The following is an 18,727-nucleotide window of genomic DNA, read 5'->3' as shown; positions in this document are numbered from 1 at the left end:
AAAACTCCATGCTATTTGCACATTTATCAATACTTTCGTCAGGTTGGCGGACAGTTCGGAGCAAACACAAAAAATGACAATTTTGTATTCTCAGCACCGGGCCAGTACCTCCAGCAGCCTGTGCTTCACGGTATCGTGGATGGAAGTGTCCAGGATCTTGTTGCCTTCGAGGTCGGTCACGTAGAAGACGTCCACCACTTGGGCTCCCGGGGTGGCGATTTTGGCGATTTGGATGGAAAGATCCATTTCATACAGCGTTCGGGTGATGGCATGGAGCACGCCCGGCCGGTCCCAGGTGTACACTTCGATGACCGTGTAGAAATCGGAGGCGTCTTCGTCGATCACCACCCGGTCCTTCTTGGTGGGAACGCAGCGTTTGCGGATGAGGGAGGGCCGGCTTTCCCGGGCGGCCAGTCGTTCCATGTGTTTTTGATCCGCAAGGGCCGCCGCCAGGTCGCCGCGGATCTTTTCCCAGATTTCTTCAGTGTGAAGGGGATCCGGCAGGCTTTCCACGCGCAGCACGTCGAGGGCCACGCCCCACCGGCGCGTGAAGATATCGGCGGCGAGAACGTTCAGGCCGTGAACCCAGAGGACGCCGGTGATGAGCGCGAAAAGACCCGGCCGATCCTGGCACGCGACGCTCACTTCCCACATTTCGCCTTCCAGCGGCCGCGCGTCGAGCACCAGGGGAGTCTTACGGAGTTCCTGTTCCATCCGGTAATGGCGGACCACGGCGTCCGCCGGCTGAGACAGCAGGTAGCGGAACGACAGGGCGTCGAGCCAGCGGCTCACCCGGCTCCGTTCCGTTGCGTCGGCGATCAGCGCCAGAACCGCCCGCTGAATCTCGGCGACCCGCACACGGACGTCTTCCATTCGGAGTTCGCCGCGGCGGAGAATCCGGTCCACCTTGAGGTAAAGTTCTCTCAAAAGCGACGCCCGCCAGGTGTTCCAGGCGCCGGGCCCTGTGGCCTTGGAATCGGCGATGGTTAGGATGTAGAGCATTCGAAGCCGCTCCCGGTCCTCCACTTCCGCGGCACAGCGCACCACCGGCTTTTCATCGCTCAGGTCGCGCTTCAGAGCCGTTTCGGCGAGCAGCAGGTGTCGGCGCACCAGGTACACCAGGAGATCGGATTCCTCCCCCGACAGGTGAAACCTCCCGGCCATCTCCCGAGCCATTTCCGCACCGCGTTCCGCATGGTTCTTCCCTAACCCTTTGCCGATGTCGTGGATGAGCGCCGCGAGGTAGAGCACCCGGGGGTGTTTCAAGTCGGCGAAAAGGGCGGCCAGCGCGGGTTTCAACGGGCCTTCGTCTTCGTGGGTGTTGAGCCGGTGCAGTTCCCTCACCGTTCGCAGGAGGTGTTCGTCCACGGTGTAGAGGTGGTAGACGTCGTGCTGCACGCGGTAACGTACGTGAGCGAACTCGGGAAGGAAAACCTCCAGGAACCCTGTTTCCATCATCACCTTGAGAACCGGGAACGCCATCTCCGGGTGGGTCAGGATCTCGAAAAACTGTGCCACCACTTCCGGGTGTTCGCGCCATTCGGGGGTGAAATGCCGCAGGTTTTCCCGGATCAGCTGGCCCGTCTCGTGGTGAAAGTGGGCGCGGGATTGAGCCGCCTGCCAGAAGAACTGCATGAGGATGCCCGGGCGCTTGGCGATCATCTCCGGTTCGAGGAACCTCAGGTGTTCGCCTTCCAGGAGAAACGGGCCGGGAAGAATTCGGTCGCGGCGCTTTCTCTTGCGGCCTCCGCCGTATTCCGACTGAAGCTTTTCCATCAGAAAGGCCGTGACCCGGCGGATACGGGCCGTGTGCCGGTAGTAGAGCCGCATGAAGGCTTCCACGGCCGAGCCTTCCGTACCGTCGACGAAGCCCAGCCGGAGGGCGATGGGTTCCTGGTCCCCCAGCAGCAGCTGGTCCTGGCGACGCCCGACGAGGCCGTGCAGCTGGAGCCGGACGCGCCAGAGGAAATCCTGGGCCTGCTCCAGCCAATGGCGCTCTTCCGGGGACAACCATCTTTCCTGCACCATGCTTTCAAAAGCTCCGTCTCCGAGAAACACCATGGCGGCCCAGCGGGCGACATGCAGGTCTCGAAGGCCTCCGATCCCCTCTTTGAGGTGCGGTTCCAGCAGGTAGGAACTTTCGCCGTACTGGGCGAGGCGCCCCCGGCAGTAACGCAGCAGGGAGTCGAGAAAGCGGCGCCTCCGCTGCCGCCCGTAGTCTTTGAGGAGTGCGCGGCGCCAGTCCGCATAGAAGCCGGGGTCCCCCGCGATGAAGCGTGTTTCCAGGTACGTGGTTTCCGCGGAAAAATCTTCGCGCATGAGGCCGCGCAGACCCGAAACGGAGGTGACCACGTGCCCCACTTCGAACTCCGCATCCCACAGGCCGTAGACCAGGTCGCGGATGAGGTCTTCGAGGAACGACGGCAGGCGTCGATGGTAGAGAAAGAGTAAGTCGATGTCGGAGGCGAAGCTCAGTTCCCCCCGCCCGAAACCTCCGACGGCCACGAACGCCCATCCGCGTTCGTCCGAGACCATCGGCCGGACGCCATTCTGAAGGACCTGGAGGAAGGTCTGGGCATAGGTCCGCGCGGCCAGTACCCCGGGGACGTCACCGGCGCAGAACCGGGAAAACGCCTGCCGCTGCTCCTTCAATTTCCGGTGCAGGGCGAAAAATCCCTCCCTTTCGGTCCGTTCGTTCATGTCCCCCTCACAGCGCCCCTTCCCCCCATTCGCCCGTGCGGATGCGGATGCATTCCTCCACCGGAGTCACGAACACCTTCCCGTCGCCGATCTTTCCCGTCCGCGCCGCTTCACAGATGGCTTCCACCACCTCCGCCACCCGATCGTCGCTCACCACGATCTCCACCTTGATCTTCGGGAGAAAATCCACCACGTACTCGGCCCCACGGTAGATTTCCGTGTGGCCCTTCTGGCGGCCGAAGCCCCGGACTTCCGTCACCGTCATTCCCTTGATGCCGATTTCCGTCAAGCGGTCCTTCACGTCGTCGAGTTTGAACGGTTTGACGATCGCTTCGATCTTCTTCATGCCGTCCTTCCTTCCCGGTATCCATGAGCGATGGGCAGGCGCCGCCCGATTCCAAACGCCTTGGAGGTCACGCGGAGCACCGGCGGCGCCTGCCAGCGCTTGTATTCGTTGCCGTCCACCCGATGAACCACCCACCTGACCGTTTCGAGGTCCCAGCCGCGGGAGGCGATCTCCTCGGCCGAAAGCCGCTCTTCCACGTACGCCGCGAGGATCGGGTCCAGCACGTCGTAGGGCGGCAGGGAGTCTTCGTCCTTCTGGCCCGGCCGCAGTTCCGCGGAAGGCGGCCGCCGAACGGTGCGATCGGGAATCCAGCCGTAGCGGCCGTTGATCCGTTCCGCCACCCGGTAGACCATGGTCTTGGGAACGTCTCCAAGCACCGACAGACCCCCGTTCATATCGCCGTACAGCGTGCAGTAGCCTACCGCCAGTTCCGACTTGTTTCCCGTGTTGAGCAGCAGCCGGTTGAACTTATTGGAAAGCGCCATGAGGATCACGCCTCGAAGACGCGCCTGCAGGTTCTCCTCGGTGACGTCCGGAGCCGTTCCCTGGAAGACGGGAGCGAGGACCTCGGCGAAGGCTTCAAAGGGCCGGTGAATGGGAACCACGCGGAAATCCATGCCCAGTCGGCGAGCCACTTCCCCGGCGTCCTCCAGGCTCTCCGGCGCATTGTACGGACCCGGCATGCCGACCCCAAGGACGTTTTCGGCGCCCAGGGCCAGCTTGGCCAGGCACGCCGTGACCGCCGAATCGATCCCGCCGCTCAACCCCAGCACCGCCCGGCTGAAGCCGCACTTGGCCGCATAGTCCCGGAGTCCCAACGCCAGCGCTTCGATCACTTCCTCGGGGGCGTCGAGACTTCCGGCATGATCGTCGCCGTTTCCGGTCTCGCTGTCCCACGTCACAAGATCCTCCCGGAAATCCGCGCCGCAGGCCAATCGCCGCCCACCGGGGTCCCACACCACGCTGCGCCCCTGAAAGATCAACTCGTCGTTGCCTCCCACCTGGTTCACGTAGACCACGGGAACCCCGACCCTGGCGGCATGGGAACGAAGGAGGCCGCCGACCCATTCGGCCTTTCCCACATGGAAGGGCGACGCCGAAACGTTCACCAGGAGGTCGATGGAAGCGGCCGCCAGATCCATCACCGGGTTGACCCGGTACAGAGCCCGGGGAAGGAAGGGCTCCTCCGTCCAGATGTCCTCGCACACGGTGATCCCCAGCCGCTTTCCCCGAAAATCCACCCAACACGGCTCCCGCCCCGGTTCGAAGTACCGTTCTTCATCGAAAACGTCGTAGGACGGCAGCAGCCGCTTTCTGGCTTCGGCGATCAGCCGGCCGTCTTCAAAAAAAAGCGCCGCATTGTACAAAGGCTTTCCCGGTCCATCGCGGTTTTCGGTCACCGCGCCGCAGATCATCCCTATGCCCTCCGAAGCCCGCGCCAGTCGGTCCCAATACCGGCGGCTTCGCGCCACGAAACCCGATTTTTCCAAAAGGTCCCGCGGTGGATAGCCCGTAACGGCCATTTCGGGAAAAACCACCAGGTCGCACGCTTCCCTTCGAGCTCTTTCCGCAAACCGGCAGATCTTTTCGCTATTGCCTTCGAAGTCTCCCACCGTGGGGTCGATTTGAGCCATCCCGATCTTCATGCACACGCTCCTTCCGGGCAAATTCCGTTCCAACCTTAACCGGGAGCCCGGTCGCGGCCGGATCGCCGCACTGACCGCACCCCAGGAGAACCCGGGAGGGACAGAAATGTTCCCGTAACACCGCCGCCTCTTCCCTCACGACCGGTCCCTGGAACGGAAACGAACGGGATCGATGCAGTATTTCTTCACCTTGTATTGGATGATCCTTTTGGTGCTCCCGAGGAGCCTCGCCGCCTGCGCCTGGTTTCCCCGAGCGTCTTTGAGGGCTTCTGTGATGAGATCCCGCTCGAAGGCGCTCACCAGGACGTCCAGCTTTCCCCGGACGCCTTCCTGCAGTTCGGCGGGTTTCATCTGGAGGGTGGGCGGAAGCTGGCGGGCTTCGATGGCGTCGCCGGAGGCCAGGAGGACGGCGCGTTCAATACAGTTTTCCAGTTCACGCACGTTGCCCGGCCAGTGATAGGCCATGAGGAGATCGATGGCGGGGGTGGAGATCCGGGCCACCGGCTTCCCGAATTCCCGAGCGTATTTCAGGACGAAAAAATCGGCCAGAAGCAGAATGTCGGGCCCTCGTTCCCTGAGCGGCGGCAGAAAGATGGGAAACACGTTGAGCCGGTAATAAAGATCCGAACGAAAGCCGCCTCGGGCGACTTCCGCTTCCAGGTCCTTGTTGGTTGCGGCCACCACGCGCACATCCACCTTCACGGTCCGGGATGAACCAAGGGGCTGGAACTCCCGTTCCTGCAGCACTCGGAGAAGCTTGGCCTGGGCCACCGGCGACAGTTCCCCCACTTCGTCGAGAAAGATGGTCCCGGCCTGGGCTTCTTCAAAACGACCCCGCCGCCGCGTCACCGCTCCCGTAAAAGCTCCCCTTTCGTGGCCGAACAACTCGCTTTCCAGCAGGCTGTCGGGCATGGCGGCGCAGTTGACCCGGATCAGCGGCCCCTTGCTCCGGCGGCTGTTTTCGTGAATGGCCCGCGCCACCAGCTCTTTGCCGGTGCCGGTTTCCCCGTGAATGAGCACCGTGGTGTTGGTGTCCGCCACCTGGTCGATGAGCCGCAGTACTTCCTGAATTCCTTTGGAACGGCCGATGATACTCGTTTTCGGGCGGCGGGCTTCCGCAAGAATCCGGCGAAGCCGCCGGTTTTCTTCTTCCACGGCCCGAAAATGGACCACCTTCCCCGCCAGTTCCGCCACGGCGGAAAGGAGCTCGATCTCACGGTCCAGGTCTTCCACCGTTCGGCTCAGCTTGTCCGCGGAAAGCACGCCCACCACCCGGCCCTGGTAGAAGATGGGAACGCAAAGGAACGTGAGTTCCCTGCGGTTGAGGGCCTTCCTGGCCCCCGTCCGGTCCAGAAAATGAGCCTCTTTCCCCAAGTCGGCAATGGCCATGGGCCGGCCGGTCTGGGCCACCTTGCCGGTAATCCCTTCCCCGGGTCGATAGGAAATCTTCCCGACCTCCACGTCCACACCCCGGGCCACGTCCAACCAGGCTTCACCGGTCTTGAGGTCCAAGATGGAAATCATCCCCCGTTCCATCCCCAACCTGCCGCTCAGGATGTCGAGAACACTCTGGAGCTGGTCCTTCAATTCGTCGGGCCGAGAAAGCACCCGGGCGATTTCGTGCAGTGCGGCCAATTCCGCATGTGAATACTTTTCGATCATCGGTCCTTTCCACGGGGTTTCGGCATCGAAGGCGCCCCGTGCGCCCTCACCCCGGCTGGTGTTCCGGCCGCAGCAGATCGTTTACCGTCTTAACGGGATTGAAGGTCTCCAGCGGCACTTCCACGAAAATCGTGTTCCAGTAGGCCATGCTTCCGTTCCAAAGCCCTGGAAGCTCCAAGGCCTTCACCTCCCGGCCCTCCATGGACTTGACCGTGATTAAGACGGCCTGAGGATCTCGATAACGCATGAGATCGTACGGCCGGCCGGCCGCATCCCGCACCGCGCACACCAGGTCCACCGGGTTGAAATGGCTGGCCTTTTCCCACGCCGCCCGCTGAGACTCATCAGACCAGTCCACCTGGGCCTTTTCCACGATCTGCCGGCTGAGGCGCCTGTCGTCCCCCTGCACCCAGAAGGGACCGCCGCCCGGGGCTCCCACATTCTTCACCATGCCGCAGACCCTGAGGGGCCGGTCCAGGCGATCCAGGAGCCCATCCCGCAGGGCTTCCCGGGAAGTCCCACCCACCGGCACCTCGCACAAAAACGTTTCCTTCACAAAAGCGGCCGCATCCTCCAGCACCGCGGCGTACCGGTCACTTTTCAGAGCGCGGACGAATCCATGAGCCCTCTGCTGGATGTCCAGGAGCACCCCGGCCAGCACCTTTTTCCAGGCGATCGTCGCTCCCTTCAGGTGATCCGGAACCACGTTATCGATATTCTTGATAAAAACCACATCGGCTTGGAGATCGTTCAAGTTTCCCAGAAGAGCTCCATGGCCGCAGGGCCGAAAGACCAGGCGGCCGCCGGCGTCCCGAACCGGCCGGTTGTCCCTGTCCACGGCGAGAGTCTGCGTGCCCGGACTCTGGTGCGAGAAGGTAATCTCGAAGACCGCCCCGTATTTCCTTCCGTAGGAAGCCGCCGCGACCCGGGCGAGTTCCCGGAACAGGGCCTCGTGCTCGGGACTCACCGTAAAGTGCTGGCGGCAGACCCCATGACCGTCCTTCACGATCGAAATGGCTTCAACCAGGTGTTCCTCGAAGGCCGTCCGAGCCCCGTCGGGATAGGCATGGAATTTCAAGAGCGCCTTGGGCAGGTATCCGTAATGGAGTCCCCTCTCCGTCAGCAGGAACTCCAGCGCCGTCGCGTAGCGCCCTGCGGCTAGTTCGCTTTCGAGATCCAAGCCGCACCGGGCCATGGCGTTTTTCCAGTCGTTGTAGAACGCGAAACGATGAGCGTTCTCCACGAATTCAAGGAAGGCCGCGGCGTCGCGGTCCCCCTGCCGGGCTCTCCGCTCCATCGCATCGCGGGATGGAGGCGGCGATTCCTTGAACACCTTAAAAAGCGCCTGAAACATTCGCGTTGCCGCTCCGGAAGCGGGAACAAACCAGGAAAACCGGCCCGCCGAAGCCGCCTCGGCATGAAGCACCTCGTAGTGCGGACGCCGCTCCGCGGGCACCTGGAGAATGCCGTCGCCCAAGGTGCACGGCCGGTCCAGCCGAGCGAAACGGGCCCCCTTTTCGAACATGGTCAACTGCTCCAAAACCCGCCGTTCGTCGATCCCCAGGGATGTCATGAATCGCCGGTCTTCCTCCGAAAACATCTCCAACCCCATGGCACCTCCTCGTATCCAGCCGACCGGGAAATCCGCCCGGACCCTCTGCCCGCCGGGCCGCTTCACCGGAAATCCGTCCGCCCTTGAACGCCTCGCACCTTCCCGCTTCAGGGTTACAAAATTGTAACGAAAGGGATGCGAGATTGACAACGGCGGGTAATGTATCAGCATCGAGGGGTCAGGCCCAAAAGGTTTTTGTTTGACTTCTTACGGATAACGCGTTTTAGATGAGTAGTTACGAAACCCGGACAAGCTGGAAGGGAGGAGGGTGATGGCGGAAGCTCTGGCGGATAAGGGGAAGACGCTGAAGCGGCTGTGCATGACGCTGGTCTTGTCGAGCGTGTTTCTTTTATCCTGGCATGCGCCCCAGGCGTCGCTCCAGGGATTCTTTTCCCCTGCGCGCGCATGGGCTCAATCCGGCGGCGATTTTTCCGACGAGGATTTTCTTGATCCGTTCGCGGAAGAAACCGAAGAAGGCGGTATCCGGGACCCGCTCGAGCCGCTCAACCGGGCCTTCTTTCAGTTCAACGACCGACTCTACTTCTGGGTGTTGAAACCGACCGCGACGGTTTACGGAGCGTTCATCCCGGAAGGCGTTCGTGTGGCGCTGAGGCGGGCCTTCGAAAACATCCTGATGCCGGTTCGGTTCGTCAACAACCTGCTTCAGGGGAAAGTGGACCGGGCGGGAGTGGAAGTGGCCCGATTCGCTCTCAATTCGACCCTGGGAGCGGGGGGGCTCTTCGATCCGGCCGCCTGGGAATTCGGCATCAAAGCCCATGATGAAGACCTGGGACAGACCTTGGGCGTGTACGGCATCGGACACGGTATTTATATTCACTGGCCTATTTTCGGACCGTCGTCCATCCGGGACACGATCGGGACCGTCGGCGATTGTTTCCTGGATCCCGTCTTTTACCTGACCCCGGGCATTGCGGAATCCATTGCTGTTGTAAGCGCCGACCGGGTCAACCGCGCCTCGCTGCGAATCGGCGAGTACGAAGATTTCAAGAAATCGGCCCTGGATCCCTACGTGGCCATGCGGAACGCCTACTTCCAGTACCGATCGGAACAGGTCAAGAAGTAGGGATTCTCTTACGTAGCGAAACCGATCTTCAGCCAAACCGGACCCCGGCGGCTTTCGAGCCGCCGTTTATTTATGTACGGGCAGCGATCTACCATGCCCCTACCTCTGCTCTACTTCCTGAGCGTCGGCTGTTTTTTTCGTATCTTTCCAATAATATCCCCTCGTTCCCAAGCTCTGGCTTGGGAATGAGGGGATGGGTCACGGCTTCATGGGAAACGAAGCTGGAGCTTCTGCACACTTGTGTTCCCAAGCTGGAGCTTGGGAACAAGAAGCAAAAGATCTGCACCCATGACCCTGTGGGATCACAACGAAGCATGAAATTATTGGTAGCGTAGAAAATAATAGACCTAAGATTTGATGCCAAACTCTATTTCCCCTCCCCTTGTGGGAGGGGATTAAGGCGAGGGGGAATGTAACTCATTGACATACGTTAATTTTATCACCCTCACCCCAACCCTCTCCCATCAAGGGAGAGGGGGATTTTCCCCTCGTTCCCAAGCTGGAGCTTGGGAACAAGAAGCAAAAGACCTGCACCCTTGTGACTTCTGTGTTCGACCACAAATGTAAAACTTCTATGATAGCTGGCATGCTCAACATACCGGAATCACTTTAATAAGTGGTTATTTTCATATAAAATCGGGGCGGGTACCTTCTTACGTTTTTCTACGTTTCTTTTTTACCGGCGGCCTGAACCGCCGCGCCACGGTTCCTCGCGAACCCGTGAAAAATGGTCGCAAATGGCCCGGACCAGCCCGGGAATCGTGTACTCCTCCGCCGTGACGGTAGGTTCCCACCCGAAGGTCCGCAAGGTGTCCGCGGTGATGGGGCCGATGCACGCCAAGACGACGTCCTTCAACAGAGGCCTCACGTCGTCGGGTTTCAGAAGAGAAAAGAAATGACCGACGGTGGAGGACGAGGTGAAGGTGATGCAATGGATCTCGCCCTCGTGCAGGAGCTTCATGATTTTTCCGGTTTTTTCGGCCGGAAGAACGGTCCGATAGGTGGGAACCACGTCCACCTCCGCGCCCCGCCGTTTGAGTGTCTCGGGAAGCACGTCTCGCGCCGCGGCGGCTCTCGGAAGCAGAAACCGCCGCCCAACAAGGTCTTCTCCCTGGAGGACGTCCAAGATGGCTTCCGCCCGGTATTCGCCGGGGACCAGATCGAGCCGGAGGCCGAAGGCTTCAAGGGCCTCCGCGGTCTTCGGGCCGATGGCTCCGAGGCGCACGCCCTTTAGGTCCCTCACGTCCCCGCCGCCGGCCTTCAAGCGTTCCATGAAGCACCGGACCCCGTTCACACTGGTGAAGAGCACCCAATCGTAGCTCTCCACGCGCGAAACGGCTCGGTCCAGAGGCGCCCAGGATTCGGGCGGCTCGATGGCGATAGTGGGAAATTCCACGCAGCGGGCCCCCAGATCCTGGAGCAGGCGCTTGAAGCCGCTCGCCTGTTCCCGCGCCCGGGTCACAACCACCGTGCGGCCGAAGAGCGGCCGCGATTCGAACCAGTTGAGCTTTTCACGTAGCTTCACCACGTCGCCGACCACGACGATGGCCGGCGGTTTCAGGCCGACGGCCTTCACCCGTTCCACGATGTCTTCCAGACACCCCGTCACCGTACGCTGTTCAGGCATCGTCCCCCAGCGGATCACAGCGACCGGAGTGGAAGCCGGGCGGCCGTAGGCCGTGAGCTGCCGAACGATTTCGGGAAGGTTTTTGACGCCCATGAAGAAGACCAGTGTTCCCACGGCTCCGGCAAGTTTCTCCCACGCGATCTTCGAATCGTCCCGATCCGCTCGTTCATGGCCGGTAACGAAAGCCACGGACGCCGTTAAATCCCGATGGGACAGCGGGATGCCCGCATAGGCCGGAACCGCCGTCGCCGCCGTCACCCCCGGGACCACCTCGAAGGGAATGCCCGCGGCGACCAGCTCTTCGGCTTCTTCGCCGCCCCGGCCGAACACAAAGGGATCGCCGCCTTTGAGCCGAACGACAACCTGGTCGCGGCCCTTTTCAACCATCAGCCGGTTGATAGCCTCCTGGCTCAGCGTATGATCGCCGCCCTTCTTTCCCACGTAAATCTTTTCGGCCTCAGGCGAAGCGAAGGCCAGGAGCTCTTCGTTGGCCAGGTAGTCGTAGATCACCACCTCCGCCTCACCGAGGACTTCTTTACCCCTCAACGTAAAAAGACCCGGATCCCCGGGCCCGGCTCCAACCAGGTAGACTTTTCCCGTCGCCACGCCAACCCCCATGACCATCGAAACCGGCGGCGCACTCCCGCCGAACGGATCCGCCTCACGCCCCCCGGTACACCTCTTCCAGGATCGTTCGAGCCCCTCGGTCGAGCAGCTCGCGGGCCAACTCCCGTCCAAGCCTTTCCGCTTCCTCACAAGGCGCCTGCCGGGTTTCCCGACACAATGTCCGGCCGTCCAGCGACACCACCAGGCCCGTCAGTGCAACCGAAGCACCGAGTACCTGCGCGTGCCCCCCGATGGGAACCTGGCATCCGCCTTCCAGTTCTTTGAGGAACGCCCGTTCGGCGGTCACCGCCGACGCCGTGGAAACGTCGTGGAGGCCCCGGAGAAGTCCCCAAACCTCGCGGTCATCGGCCCGTGCCTCGATCCCCAAAGCGCCCTGCCCGATGGCCGGGATGAAGACATCCGGGTCCAGGTAGGCTGTGATGCGATCCTTCCAGCCCATGCGATGGAGTCCCGCAGCGGCGAGGATCACCGCATCGTAGCTTCCGTCACGGGCCTTGCGGAGCCGGGTGTCCAGATTTCCGCGGAGTGTTTCCACCCGAAGATCGGGCCTCAGAGCCAGCGCCTGAGCTCCCCGGCGCAGGCTGCCGGTCCCAATCACGGCCCTGTGAGGAAGTTCCTCCAGGGTCCCCGCCTTTCCGGACACCAAAACATCCCGCGGGTCTTCCCGTGCGGGTACCGCCGCAATCCCGAGTCCTTCCGGGAGCATGGCAGGAACGTCCTTCATGCTGTGGACGGCCAAGTCCACCTGCCGCGCCAGGAGCGCCTCCTCGATTTCCTTGACGAAGAGGCCTTTCCCGCCGACCTTGGCCAGAGGGACGTCCAGGATCTTATCGCCGGTGGTCTTGATGATTTTCAGTTCGATCCGAAGCTCCGGGTGCATCGCCGAGAGGGCGGCCTTCACCTGCTCGCTCTGGCGCAGGGCCAAGAGGCTTCCCCGGGTTCCGATACGGAGGGTCCGATTCACGAAGGCACCGATTTCTTCAGTGACAGGAACTGCAGCTTCCGGCGGTACACCCGGCACAGGACGACGCCCCGGAACCCATCCGGCTGCTCGCCGCGCCCTTTTCGCCTCCACTCTTGAAACCGCAAACCGACATTATCCGGGAAACCTCCGGAGAGCCGCATTCCGCACAGGAAACCGTCTCCCGGCTGCCGAACACCAGGCATTCAAACGTGGCGCCGCACTTGCGGCACGTGTACTCATAAATGGGCATGCCTCACCTCTCTTGACAGAGTCACAGCAACAAACATCGCTAACCTAGCTTAAGGCTTCCGGTCGATCCGGACAAGCTCACCGTCCTGGACCGACCGCAGCCGCGTGGCGTCACCGAGCACCCGTCCCACGATGTTCACGGCGCTGGCCGGCCGGATTTCGTCTCCGCGACTCATGGGGGTCGGACCAAAGAAAATGCAGAACGCCTTTCCTCTGGGCCAATAACCCAGGTCTCCCACCTGGACCACTTCTTTGGCCGTTTCGTCCAATTGCTGTGCCACAGGAATCGAAAAATAGATCTCTTCGCCCCAGGTCGCCGCCTCGGCTTCGATGGGGAGCACCCGTTCGATGGCCATGGCCGTCGGCGTCTCATGCAGTTCCGCGTCCAGGGCGATCGATCCTGCCTGAATCCGGATCGGAATTCCCATGTTCATCCTCCCTCGCCTTCCAGTTCCTCGATAACCGCCGCGAAAAGGAGCGGCAACAGGAGTTCGTGGTGTCCGATCAGCTCGATCCCGCGTCCCCTGCCGGCCGTCGGGCGTTCCAGGACGTTCACCCTCGGGCGGTAGTGGCGCATGAAATCCATGTTGATCGCGGTGATGCCGTCAAGGGAAAATCCCAGGTTGGCCGCGACACTCACCGCCTTCAGAAAGACTTCGGGAATCACCACGGCGGAACCCAGGTTGATGAAAACCCCGTCCGCCAACGTCGAAACCAGCCGGCTGAAAAGGCGGAAATCGTAGTGGCTCAAAGCCCCCGTGGCGGCTCCGTCCATCTGCGGATGCATATGAATGATGTCGGTCCCTATGGCCACGTGAACCGTGACGGGCACCCCGCATTCCGCCGCCACGGCGAGAAGGCTCAATCCCCGATGGGGCGCCTCCGCCTCCAGCAGCCGTTCACCGACCGCCCGCCCGAGCCCTCTGCCTCCACGCTGCAATCCCTCCAGGACGGCTCCGTGGATGAATTCCGCCGTTTCCCTTGCCGTGCCGAACGTGCCGAGCTCCAGGTGCGCCGCCACGTCCTCGGAAGTCTTCCCGGCCAGCGCCAGTTCCACATCGTGGATGACCCCCGCCCCGTTCATCGCGATCGCGGTGAGGATCCCGCGGCGGACCGCGTCCACCAGCAGCGGGTTGAGTCCCACCTTGACGGGGTGCGCGCCCATACCGAGGAGTACGGTTCGGCCGGCGGAAACCGCCGCGGCGACGGCTCGAACCGCCTCCCGAAAGCTTCCGCCCGCCAGCTGGCGGGGAAGCCGCCGAACGAATTCACGCAGTGTGGCTCCCCGCTGCCAGGGCTGAGCGGCGTCTTCCAGGCGAACCTTGCTCGGCCGGTCGTGAAGACTTGTCGTTCTCAGCCCTTCAAAGGAAAGCGGTTCCCAGTCGTTTGTCTTTCCGGTCATGAGAAAAGGATGGCCTCCACCAGCTGGCAGAAGATGTGTTCCACGGTCAGGTGGACTTCCTGTACCCGTGCCGTCTCCGGAGACGGCACGTGAACGACGAGATCGCAGTAGGCGTCCATTTCGGTCACCGCCTCCCCGGCCAGGCCCAGGGTATGCAGCCCGTTTTCCCTGGCCCACTTGAGCGCCCGGACCACGTTGGGCGACCGGCCGCTGGTGCTGAGCCCCAAGGCGGCGTCACCGGCATGTCCGAAGGCCTTCAGCTGCTTTTCAAACACCTCGTCGAAGTGATAGTCGTTGGCGATACTGGTGAGGACCGAACTGTCCACCGTGAGAGCCAGCGCCGGAAGCGGAGCCCGTTCCAGACGGAAACGGTTGACGAATTCCGCCGCCAAGTGTTGGGAGTCCGCGGCGCTACCCCCGTTTCCGAAGATAAAAAGCCGCTTTCGCCCTCGAAAGACCTCGGCCGTAAGCTCCGCCATGCGAACAATGGTTTCCCCGGCCGTCTCCATCACTTTTTCCTTCACGGAGATGCTTTCCCGGAAGGCCGCTTCCACCCGGGCCACCAGCGAATCCCGATCGCCACTGTCCAACGTACCGCTCCTTGTCCGTCTTTCATCGTCCATCCCAGACCGGCGTCAGCATGCCCGGGCCGCTTTCCACGTCTTTCCGGAAGACGTCCCGGAACTTCGCGAACACGGGCCCTGGAATGCCGCGGCCGATCCGTCGCCCGTCGAAATCCACCACGGGGAGCACATCGAAGCTGGTTCCGAACATCATGACTTCGGAAGCGCCGTAAGCCGTCTCGGGCGTGATGTCCGCTTCGCCCACCCGGGCGATGGTCCCGTCGCCCACCAGGTTCTGGGCCAGTTCCATCATGCGGGAGACGGTGATTCCCCGGAGAATCCTGTCGAATCGCGGCACCAGGAATTCGCGCTCCGGGGTGATGATACCGATGTTTTCCGTAGCGCCTTCTCCCAGGAAACCGTTTTCGTCGACGGAAACCGCGAAGTCCACCCCCGCGTCTCGGGCTTCCTTGGTCATGAGCACGTTCGGCAGGTAATTGCAGCTCTTGACACTCGAAAAATACGCCTTCTTGATGGGAATGCGGCTGGTTTTCAGGGTGACGCCCCGCTCGTACTTTTCTACCGGAGGCAACGTCAGCGCCGTGATGACCACGTAGAGCTGGCTCCCGACACATTCGTAGGGATTGCTGGTGAAGCCGCCCGGACCCCTGGAAACATAAAGTCGAATCAAGTTGTCCCGAGCGTTGGACGCCCGGATCGTGAACCGGATGATCTCCGCCAGTGCGTCGCGGCCGAATGGAAGGTCCAGCTGGGCCAGGCGCGCCGAAAATTCGAGCCGATCCAGGTGTCGGTCCAGCCCGTAGATGTTTCCGTTCAAGCATTTGAACGCTTCGAAAACGCCGTCGCCCCGGTGAACCAGGTGGTCGTCCATGGGCACCATCATGAGGACGGGATCGACGATCACGCCTCCGTACCAGCTGGAATACATGGCAAGGTAGCGCGCCTGGTGCGGCCGCTTCAACGTGACCAGCCGGTCCACCACCTGGTCGAAACTGAGCAGCGAAAGATCGGTTTCCGTCACGGTTCGCGCCTCCTTTTGTCCGGGCGGGTCGGGGATGGGGCTGAAACCCGGTCAAGATAGACAACCGGGCGGGGTTCCGCAAGAGATCATTTATCATTGAGGGCCTCGGGGCTTGGGGCTATGCTTCGCATAAGACAGAAAGCAAAGGAGGCGCCATGGCTTTTCATGTCGTCCAATCCCGGTTCCAGGCGGAAAAGGCGGTCTTGGGCTTTACCGGCTGGCCCGATGCGGCCGGGATGGTGCAGCAGGTCTTCCGGGAGCTGGAGGCGTTGCTGCCTCATCAGAGAATAACCACCTGGGACATGGACGGTTTCTGGCACACCGCCGGCCAGAGGCCTCACGTGACGATCCGACACGGCCAGGTGAAGCAGATCCAATGGCCGTCGTACGTCTTCTACGGTTCCGGGGACGCCCAGCCGTCGAGGGTGCTTCTCGGCTTGGGCCCTGAACCCTGCTGCCTCTGGCGTCGTTTTTCCAACGAGATGATAGAGCGTCTGGAAAGCTGGGGATGCCGCGAAGTGGTGCTCCTCGGCAGCCTATACGACCAGGTCTTTCACGACGAAGTGAGGGTTTCCGCGGTGGTGCAGGATGCCACGGGCTACAATCTGGCGGAAGACTGGGGCTGCCTGCACAACAACTACCAGGGACCCTCGGCCGTCCATTCGGCCCTGCACCTGGCGGCCGCCGGTGGAGCCTGCACCGTCTTGAGCCTCTGGTCCCACCTGCCGTTCTACCTCCGGGACGCCCCGGAACCCACGCTGGTTCGTATCCTGGAAATCCTGGGGAAATTTCTGGGCCGGGAGTGGAACCTGCAGCATCTGAAGGACCGTTGGGAAAGCCGCCTGCAGGACATCGAAGCGCTTCTGGAACAAGACCCCAATCTGCAGCAGAAGCTTGAAGCCATCAGGATCGAAAAGGCATCGGCCGATCCGGCGCTTGATTCCCCCAAGGTCATCCGGCTCGACGACTTTTTGAAAAAGAAATCCAACACCGATCCGGAAGGCGGCGATGCTTGAACCGGCCTTCCCGAAGGCCGCCGCCTCGAGGGTCAAAGACGTCCGGCCGGCTCCTTGCTTGCCGCACCGCCGTCGTGACTTCAGGTGCTCCGGCGGGGGTTGCGTTGCGGGCGTTTACGCCCAGCGCCAGCCAGCCAGTCGGTAAAGGTGGTGGAAATGGTGGACCGGCCCGTGTCCGCCGCCGATCGCAAGCCCTTCACGGATGGCCCCAGTAACGTAATCCTTGGCCTGGGCCACCGCCTCCGGCACATTCAGCCCCCGGGCCAGCCCGGCGGCGATGGCCGAGGCGAACGTGCAGCCGGTTCCGTGGGTGTGGTGGGTCGGCACTCTCTCGCTCCGGAATGCGGTAAAGGTTTCCCCATCGAAACAGAGATCCAGCGGATCGCCTTCCAAGTGCCCGCCCTTGACGATGACAAACCTCGGACCAAAGGCCTTGATGCGGCGGGCGGCCGCTTCCATCCCCAGCCGGTCTTCAATGTGCAATCCTGTCAGCACCGAGGCTTCATGGAGGTTGGGCGTCACCACCATGGCCAGCGGGAAGAGTTCCCGGGTGAGGGCGTCTACGGCGTCCCGCCGGAGCAGGCGGTCGCCGCTCTTGGCCACCATCACCGGGTCCACCACCAGCTTTTCCAGGCCCAGATCGCGCACATCGGCGGCTACCCGGCGGATGGTTTCAGCGGTGGCCAGCATTCCCGTCTTCACCGCGTCCACGCCGATATCCGAAACAACCGACCGGATCTGGGCGGACACGAATTCAGGGGCGACTTCGAACACCGCCTGCACACCCAGCGTGTTCTGCGCGGTGAGGGCCGTCAGAGCGCTCATCCCGTAAACGCCCAGGGCCGAAAAAGTCTTGAGATCCGCCTGGATGCCGGCTCCCCCCCCGGAATCGGAACCGGCGACGGTCAATGCTCGAGGAATGAATGGCACCGAAAGACTCCTTGCTTGCACCGGGTAAAGAGCGACCTCCCGCCGCCTTGAGAGCTTGTCCAAAAACAAGCTTATGAAAGTCGGGCTCCGAGGTTCCTTGTTCCTTTAGGAGCGGCGCATTGTGGGAGCGGCGCCCTCGCCGCGATCGGGGTCGCCGGCAAGCAGGCTCCTACAGGACATGAGTCGCTCCTTAGGTCGCCTTGAAATGGTCCCAGCCGCCGGCGTATGCGTCGAAGGAACTTCGCCTGCCGTCTTCGAGGATCAACCGCAGTCCTTGGTCCCGGTCCACAAACCGGCCGATGGCTCGGCACGTCGTTCCGGTTTCCTGAAGCAGCTGATCGGCCACTCGGGGGAAATCCTTTTCGGAAACCGCGAAAAGCAGTTCGTAGTCCTCACCGCCGGTAAGCGCCCAGGCAAGGGCATCCGCTTTCAAAGCCGCAGCCACTGCGGGAAGAGCCGGCGATACGGGGACGCGCTCCACCTCGAGCTCCACGCCGACGCCGCTCGCTTCGCACATGTGGCGGAGGTCGCTCAGGAGCCCGTCGCTCACATCCAGCATGGCGTGCACCGCGCCGCAGCGGCCCAGGCATTGTCCTTCGAGAAGCCGAGCCTGGGGCGACGTGTAACGCCGCTTCACCGTCCGCGCCTCTTCTTCCGGAACCCCGCTTTCAGGTCGTAGCCACAGCTCCAGCCCGGCGCGGGCGTCTCCCAGTGTGCCTGTCACCGCCGCCACATCTCCGGGCCTGGCGCCGCTACGGGTGAGCAGATGTTCGGGGGCGACCCGTCCTAGGAGGGTGATATCCACGATCAACCCTTCGCTGCTTTTCGCCGTGTTGCCCCCCACCACGACGGCTCCCGCTTCCGCCAAGGCGCCGCCAAGACCCCGGTAGAGTTCTTCGATGGATTCTACGAGGATCTCTTGAGGGGCCATGAGAGAGACCAGCGCCCAGCGGGGCGCCCCACCCATCGCAGCAATGTCGCTCAGGTTCACCGCCGCCGCCTTGCGGCCGAGTTCGAAAGGGGTCGTCGTGTCCCAGAGAAAATGGACCCCTTCCACCTGGCAGTCGCACGTGGCCAGCAGGTAGGACCCTCCTCCTGTTTCCAGGACGGCGACGTCGTCGCCGATACCCACGATCACGTCCACGTCCGGCGCGCCCGGCAGCAGCCGCCGGATCCGCTCAATCAGGCCGAATTCCCCCACATCTTTCAGCCGGGTGGTCATGGCGTCGAGCCTCGTTTCCAATGCGAACCGAGATG

The 18,727-nt window shown here is 62.3% G+C and carries 16 protein-coding genes; 2 read left to right on the top strand and 14 right to left on the bottom strand.

All coding sequences use genetic code 11. From position 1 onward, the window contains the following. Positions 1-90: 90 nt before the first annotated feature. The 5 genes from glnD to FDQ92_RS10335 all read right to left on the bottom strand — a co-directional run bounded on the left by glnD (position 91) and on the right by FDQ92_RS10335 (position 7,966). The gene (gene glnD, locus FDQ92_RS10355; RefSeq protein WP_137424778.1) at positions 91-2,700 is read right to left on the bottom strand and encodes a [protein-PII] uridylyltransferase; all 2,610 of its coding nucleotides are present in this window, start codon (positions 2,698-2,700) and stop codon (positions 91-93) included. Positions 2,701-2,707: 7 nt separating this feature from the next. Further along, on the bottom strand, positions 2,708-3,046 hold the full coding sequence (locus tag FDQ92_RS10350; RefSeq protein WP_137424776.1) for a P-II family nitrogen regulator: 339 nt from the start codon (positions 3,044-3,046) through the stop codon (positions 2,708-2,710). Further along, positions 3,043-4,692 (bottom strand): NAD+ synthase, encoded by a 1,650-nt coding sequence (locus tag FDQ92_RS10345; RefSeq protein ID WP_137424774.1) that lies wholly within the window; start codon positions 4,690-4,692, stop codon positions 3,043-3,045. The genes FDQ92_RS10350 and FDQ92_RS10345 overlap by 4 nt, the downstream gene beginning before the upstream one ends. Before the next feature lie 135 nt (positions 4,693-4,827). Beyond that, positions 4,828-6,354, bottom strand: coding sequence for a sigma-54 interaction domain-containing protein (locus FDQ92_RS10340; RefSeq protein WP_137424772.1), 1,527 nt, complete (start codon positions 6,352-6,354; stop codon positions 4,828-4,830). Positions 6,355-6,400: 46 nt separating this feature from the next. After that, positions 6,401-7,966 (bottom strand): DUF4301 family protein, encoded by a 1,566-nt coding sequence (locus FDQ92_RS10335; protein ID WP_211341243.1) that lies wholly within the window; start codon positions 7,964-7,966, stop codon positions 6,401-6,403. 271 nt (positions 7,967-8,237) lie between these two features. Here FDQ92_RS10335 and FDQ92_RS10330 point away from each other — a divergent pair, with 271 nt between their 5' ends. Further along, positions 8,238-9,050, top strand: a complete 813-nt coding sequence (locus FDQ92_RS10330; protein ID WP_137424770.1) for an MlaA family lipoprotein — start codon at positions 8,238-8,240, stop codon at positions 9,048-9,050. Between the two features lie 676 nt (positions 9,051-9,726). Here FDQ92_RS10330 and cobA read toward each other — a convergent pair. From cobA to FDQ92_RS10295, 7 genes are read right to left on the bottom strand one after another with little or no spacing between them, the layout of a single operon-like run. Next, a complete protein-coding gene (gene cobA / locus FDQ92_RS10325) occupies positions 9,727-11,283 on the bottom strand; it encodes a uroporphyrinogen-III C-methyltransferase (RefSeq protein WP_137424768.1) in 1,557 nt (518 codons plus the stop codon). Positions 11,284-11,338: 55 nt separating this feature from the next. Continuing rightward, the gene (hemC, locus tag FDQ92_RS10320; protein ID WP_137424766.1) at positions 11,339-12,268 is read right to left on the bottom strand and encodes a hydroxymethylbilane synthase; all 930 of its coding nucleotides are present in this window, start codon (positions 12,266-12,268) and stop codon (positions 11,339-11,341) included. 16 nt (positions 12,269-12,284) lie between these two features. Next, on the bottom strand, positions 12,285-12,518 hold the full coding sequence (locus FDQ92_RS10315) for an FmdB family zinc ribbon protein (RefSeq protein ID WP_137424765.1): 234 nt from the start codon (positions 12,516-12,518) through the stop codon (positions 12,285-12,287). A gap of 49 nt (positions 12,519-12,567) precedes the next feature. Beyond that, complete coding sequence (locus tag FDQ92_RS10310) at positions 12,568-12,945, bottom strand: cyclophilin-like fold protein (protein WP_137424763.1); 378 nt, start codon at positions 12,943-12,945, stop codon at positions 12,568-12,570. 2 nt (positions 12,946-12,947) lie between these two features. After that, positions 12,948-13,919, bottom strand: a complete 972-nt coding sequence (locus FDQ92_RS10305; RefSeq protein WP_137424761.1) for a GSU2086 family protein — start codon at positions 13,917-13,919, stop codon at positions 12,948-12,950. Further along, entirely contained in the window at positions 13,916-14,509 is a 594-nt protein-coding gene (locus FDQ92_RS10300) for a D-sedoheptulose-7-phosphate isomerase (RefSeq protein ID WP_211341242.1), read from the bottom strand. Before FDQ92_RS10300 ends, FDQ92_RS10305 begins: the two co-directional genes overlap by 4 nt. A 22-nt stretch (positions 14,510-14,531) precedes the next feature. Then, the gene (locus FDQ92_RS10295; RefSeq protein ID WP_137424756.1) at positions 14,532-15,524 is read right to left on the bottom strand and encodes an aminotransferase class IV; all 993 of its coding nucleotides are present in this window, start codon (positions 15,522-15,524) and stop codon (positions 14,532-14,534) included. Positions 15,525-15,679: 155 nt separating this feature from the next. Here FDQ92_RS10295 and FDQ92_RS10290 point away from each other — a divergent pair, with 155 nt between their 5' ends. Continuing rightward, on the top strand, positions 15,680-16,540 hold the full coding sequence (locus FDQ92_RS10290; RefSeq protein WP_137424754.1) for a PAC2 family protein: 861 nt from the start codon (positions 15,680-15,682) through the stop codon (positions 16,538-16,540). A gap of 114 nt (positions 16,541-16,654) precedes the next feature. Here FDQ92_RS10290 and thiD read toward each other — a convergent pair whose 3' ends face one another. Together thiD and thiL are read right to left on the bottom strand one after the other, a co-directional pair. Then, positions 16,655-17,470, bottom strand: coding sequence for a bifunctional hydroxymethylpyrimidine kinase/phosphomethylpyrimidine kinase (gene thiD / locus FDQ92_RS10285; RefSeq protein WP_137424752.1), 816 nt, complete (start codon positions 17,468-17,470; stop codon positions 16,655-16,657). 190 nt (positions 17,471-17,660) lie between these two features. Continuing rightward, complete coding sequence (gene thiL / locus FDQ92_RS10280) at positions 17,661-18,713, bottom strand: thiamine-phosphate kinase (protein WP_170180296.1); 1,053 nt, start codon at positions 18,711-18,713, stop codon at positions 17,661-17,663. Positions 18,714-18,727: the final 14 nt, after the last annotated feature.

The organism is Desulfoglaeba alkanexedens ALDC, from assembly GCF_005377625.1.
Classification (GTDB): domain Bacteria; phylum Desulfobacterota; class Syntrophobacteria; order Syntrophobacterales; family DSM-9756; genus Desulfoglaeba; species Desulfoglaeba alkanexedens.
The sequence above is the reverse complement of the archived record's forward strand: the minus strand, read 5'-3'. Positions and strand labels throughout refer to the sequence as shown.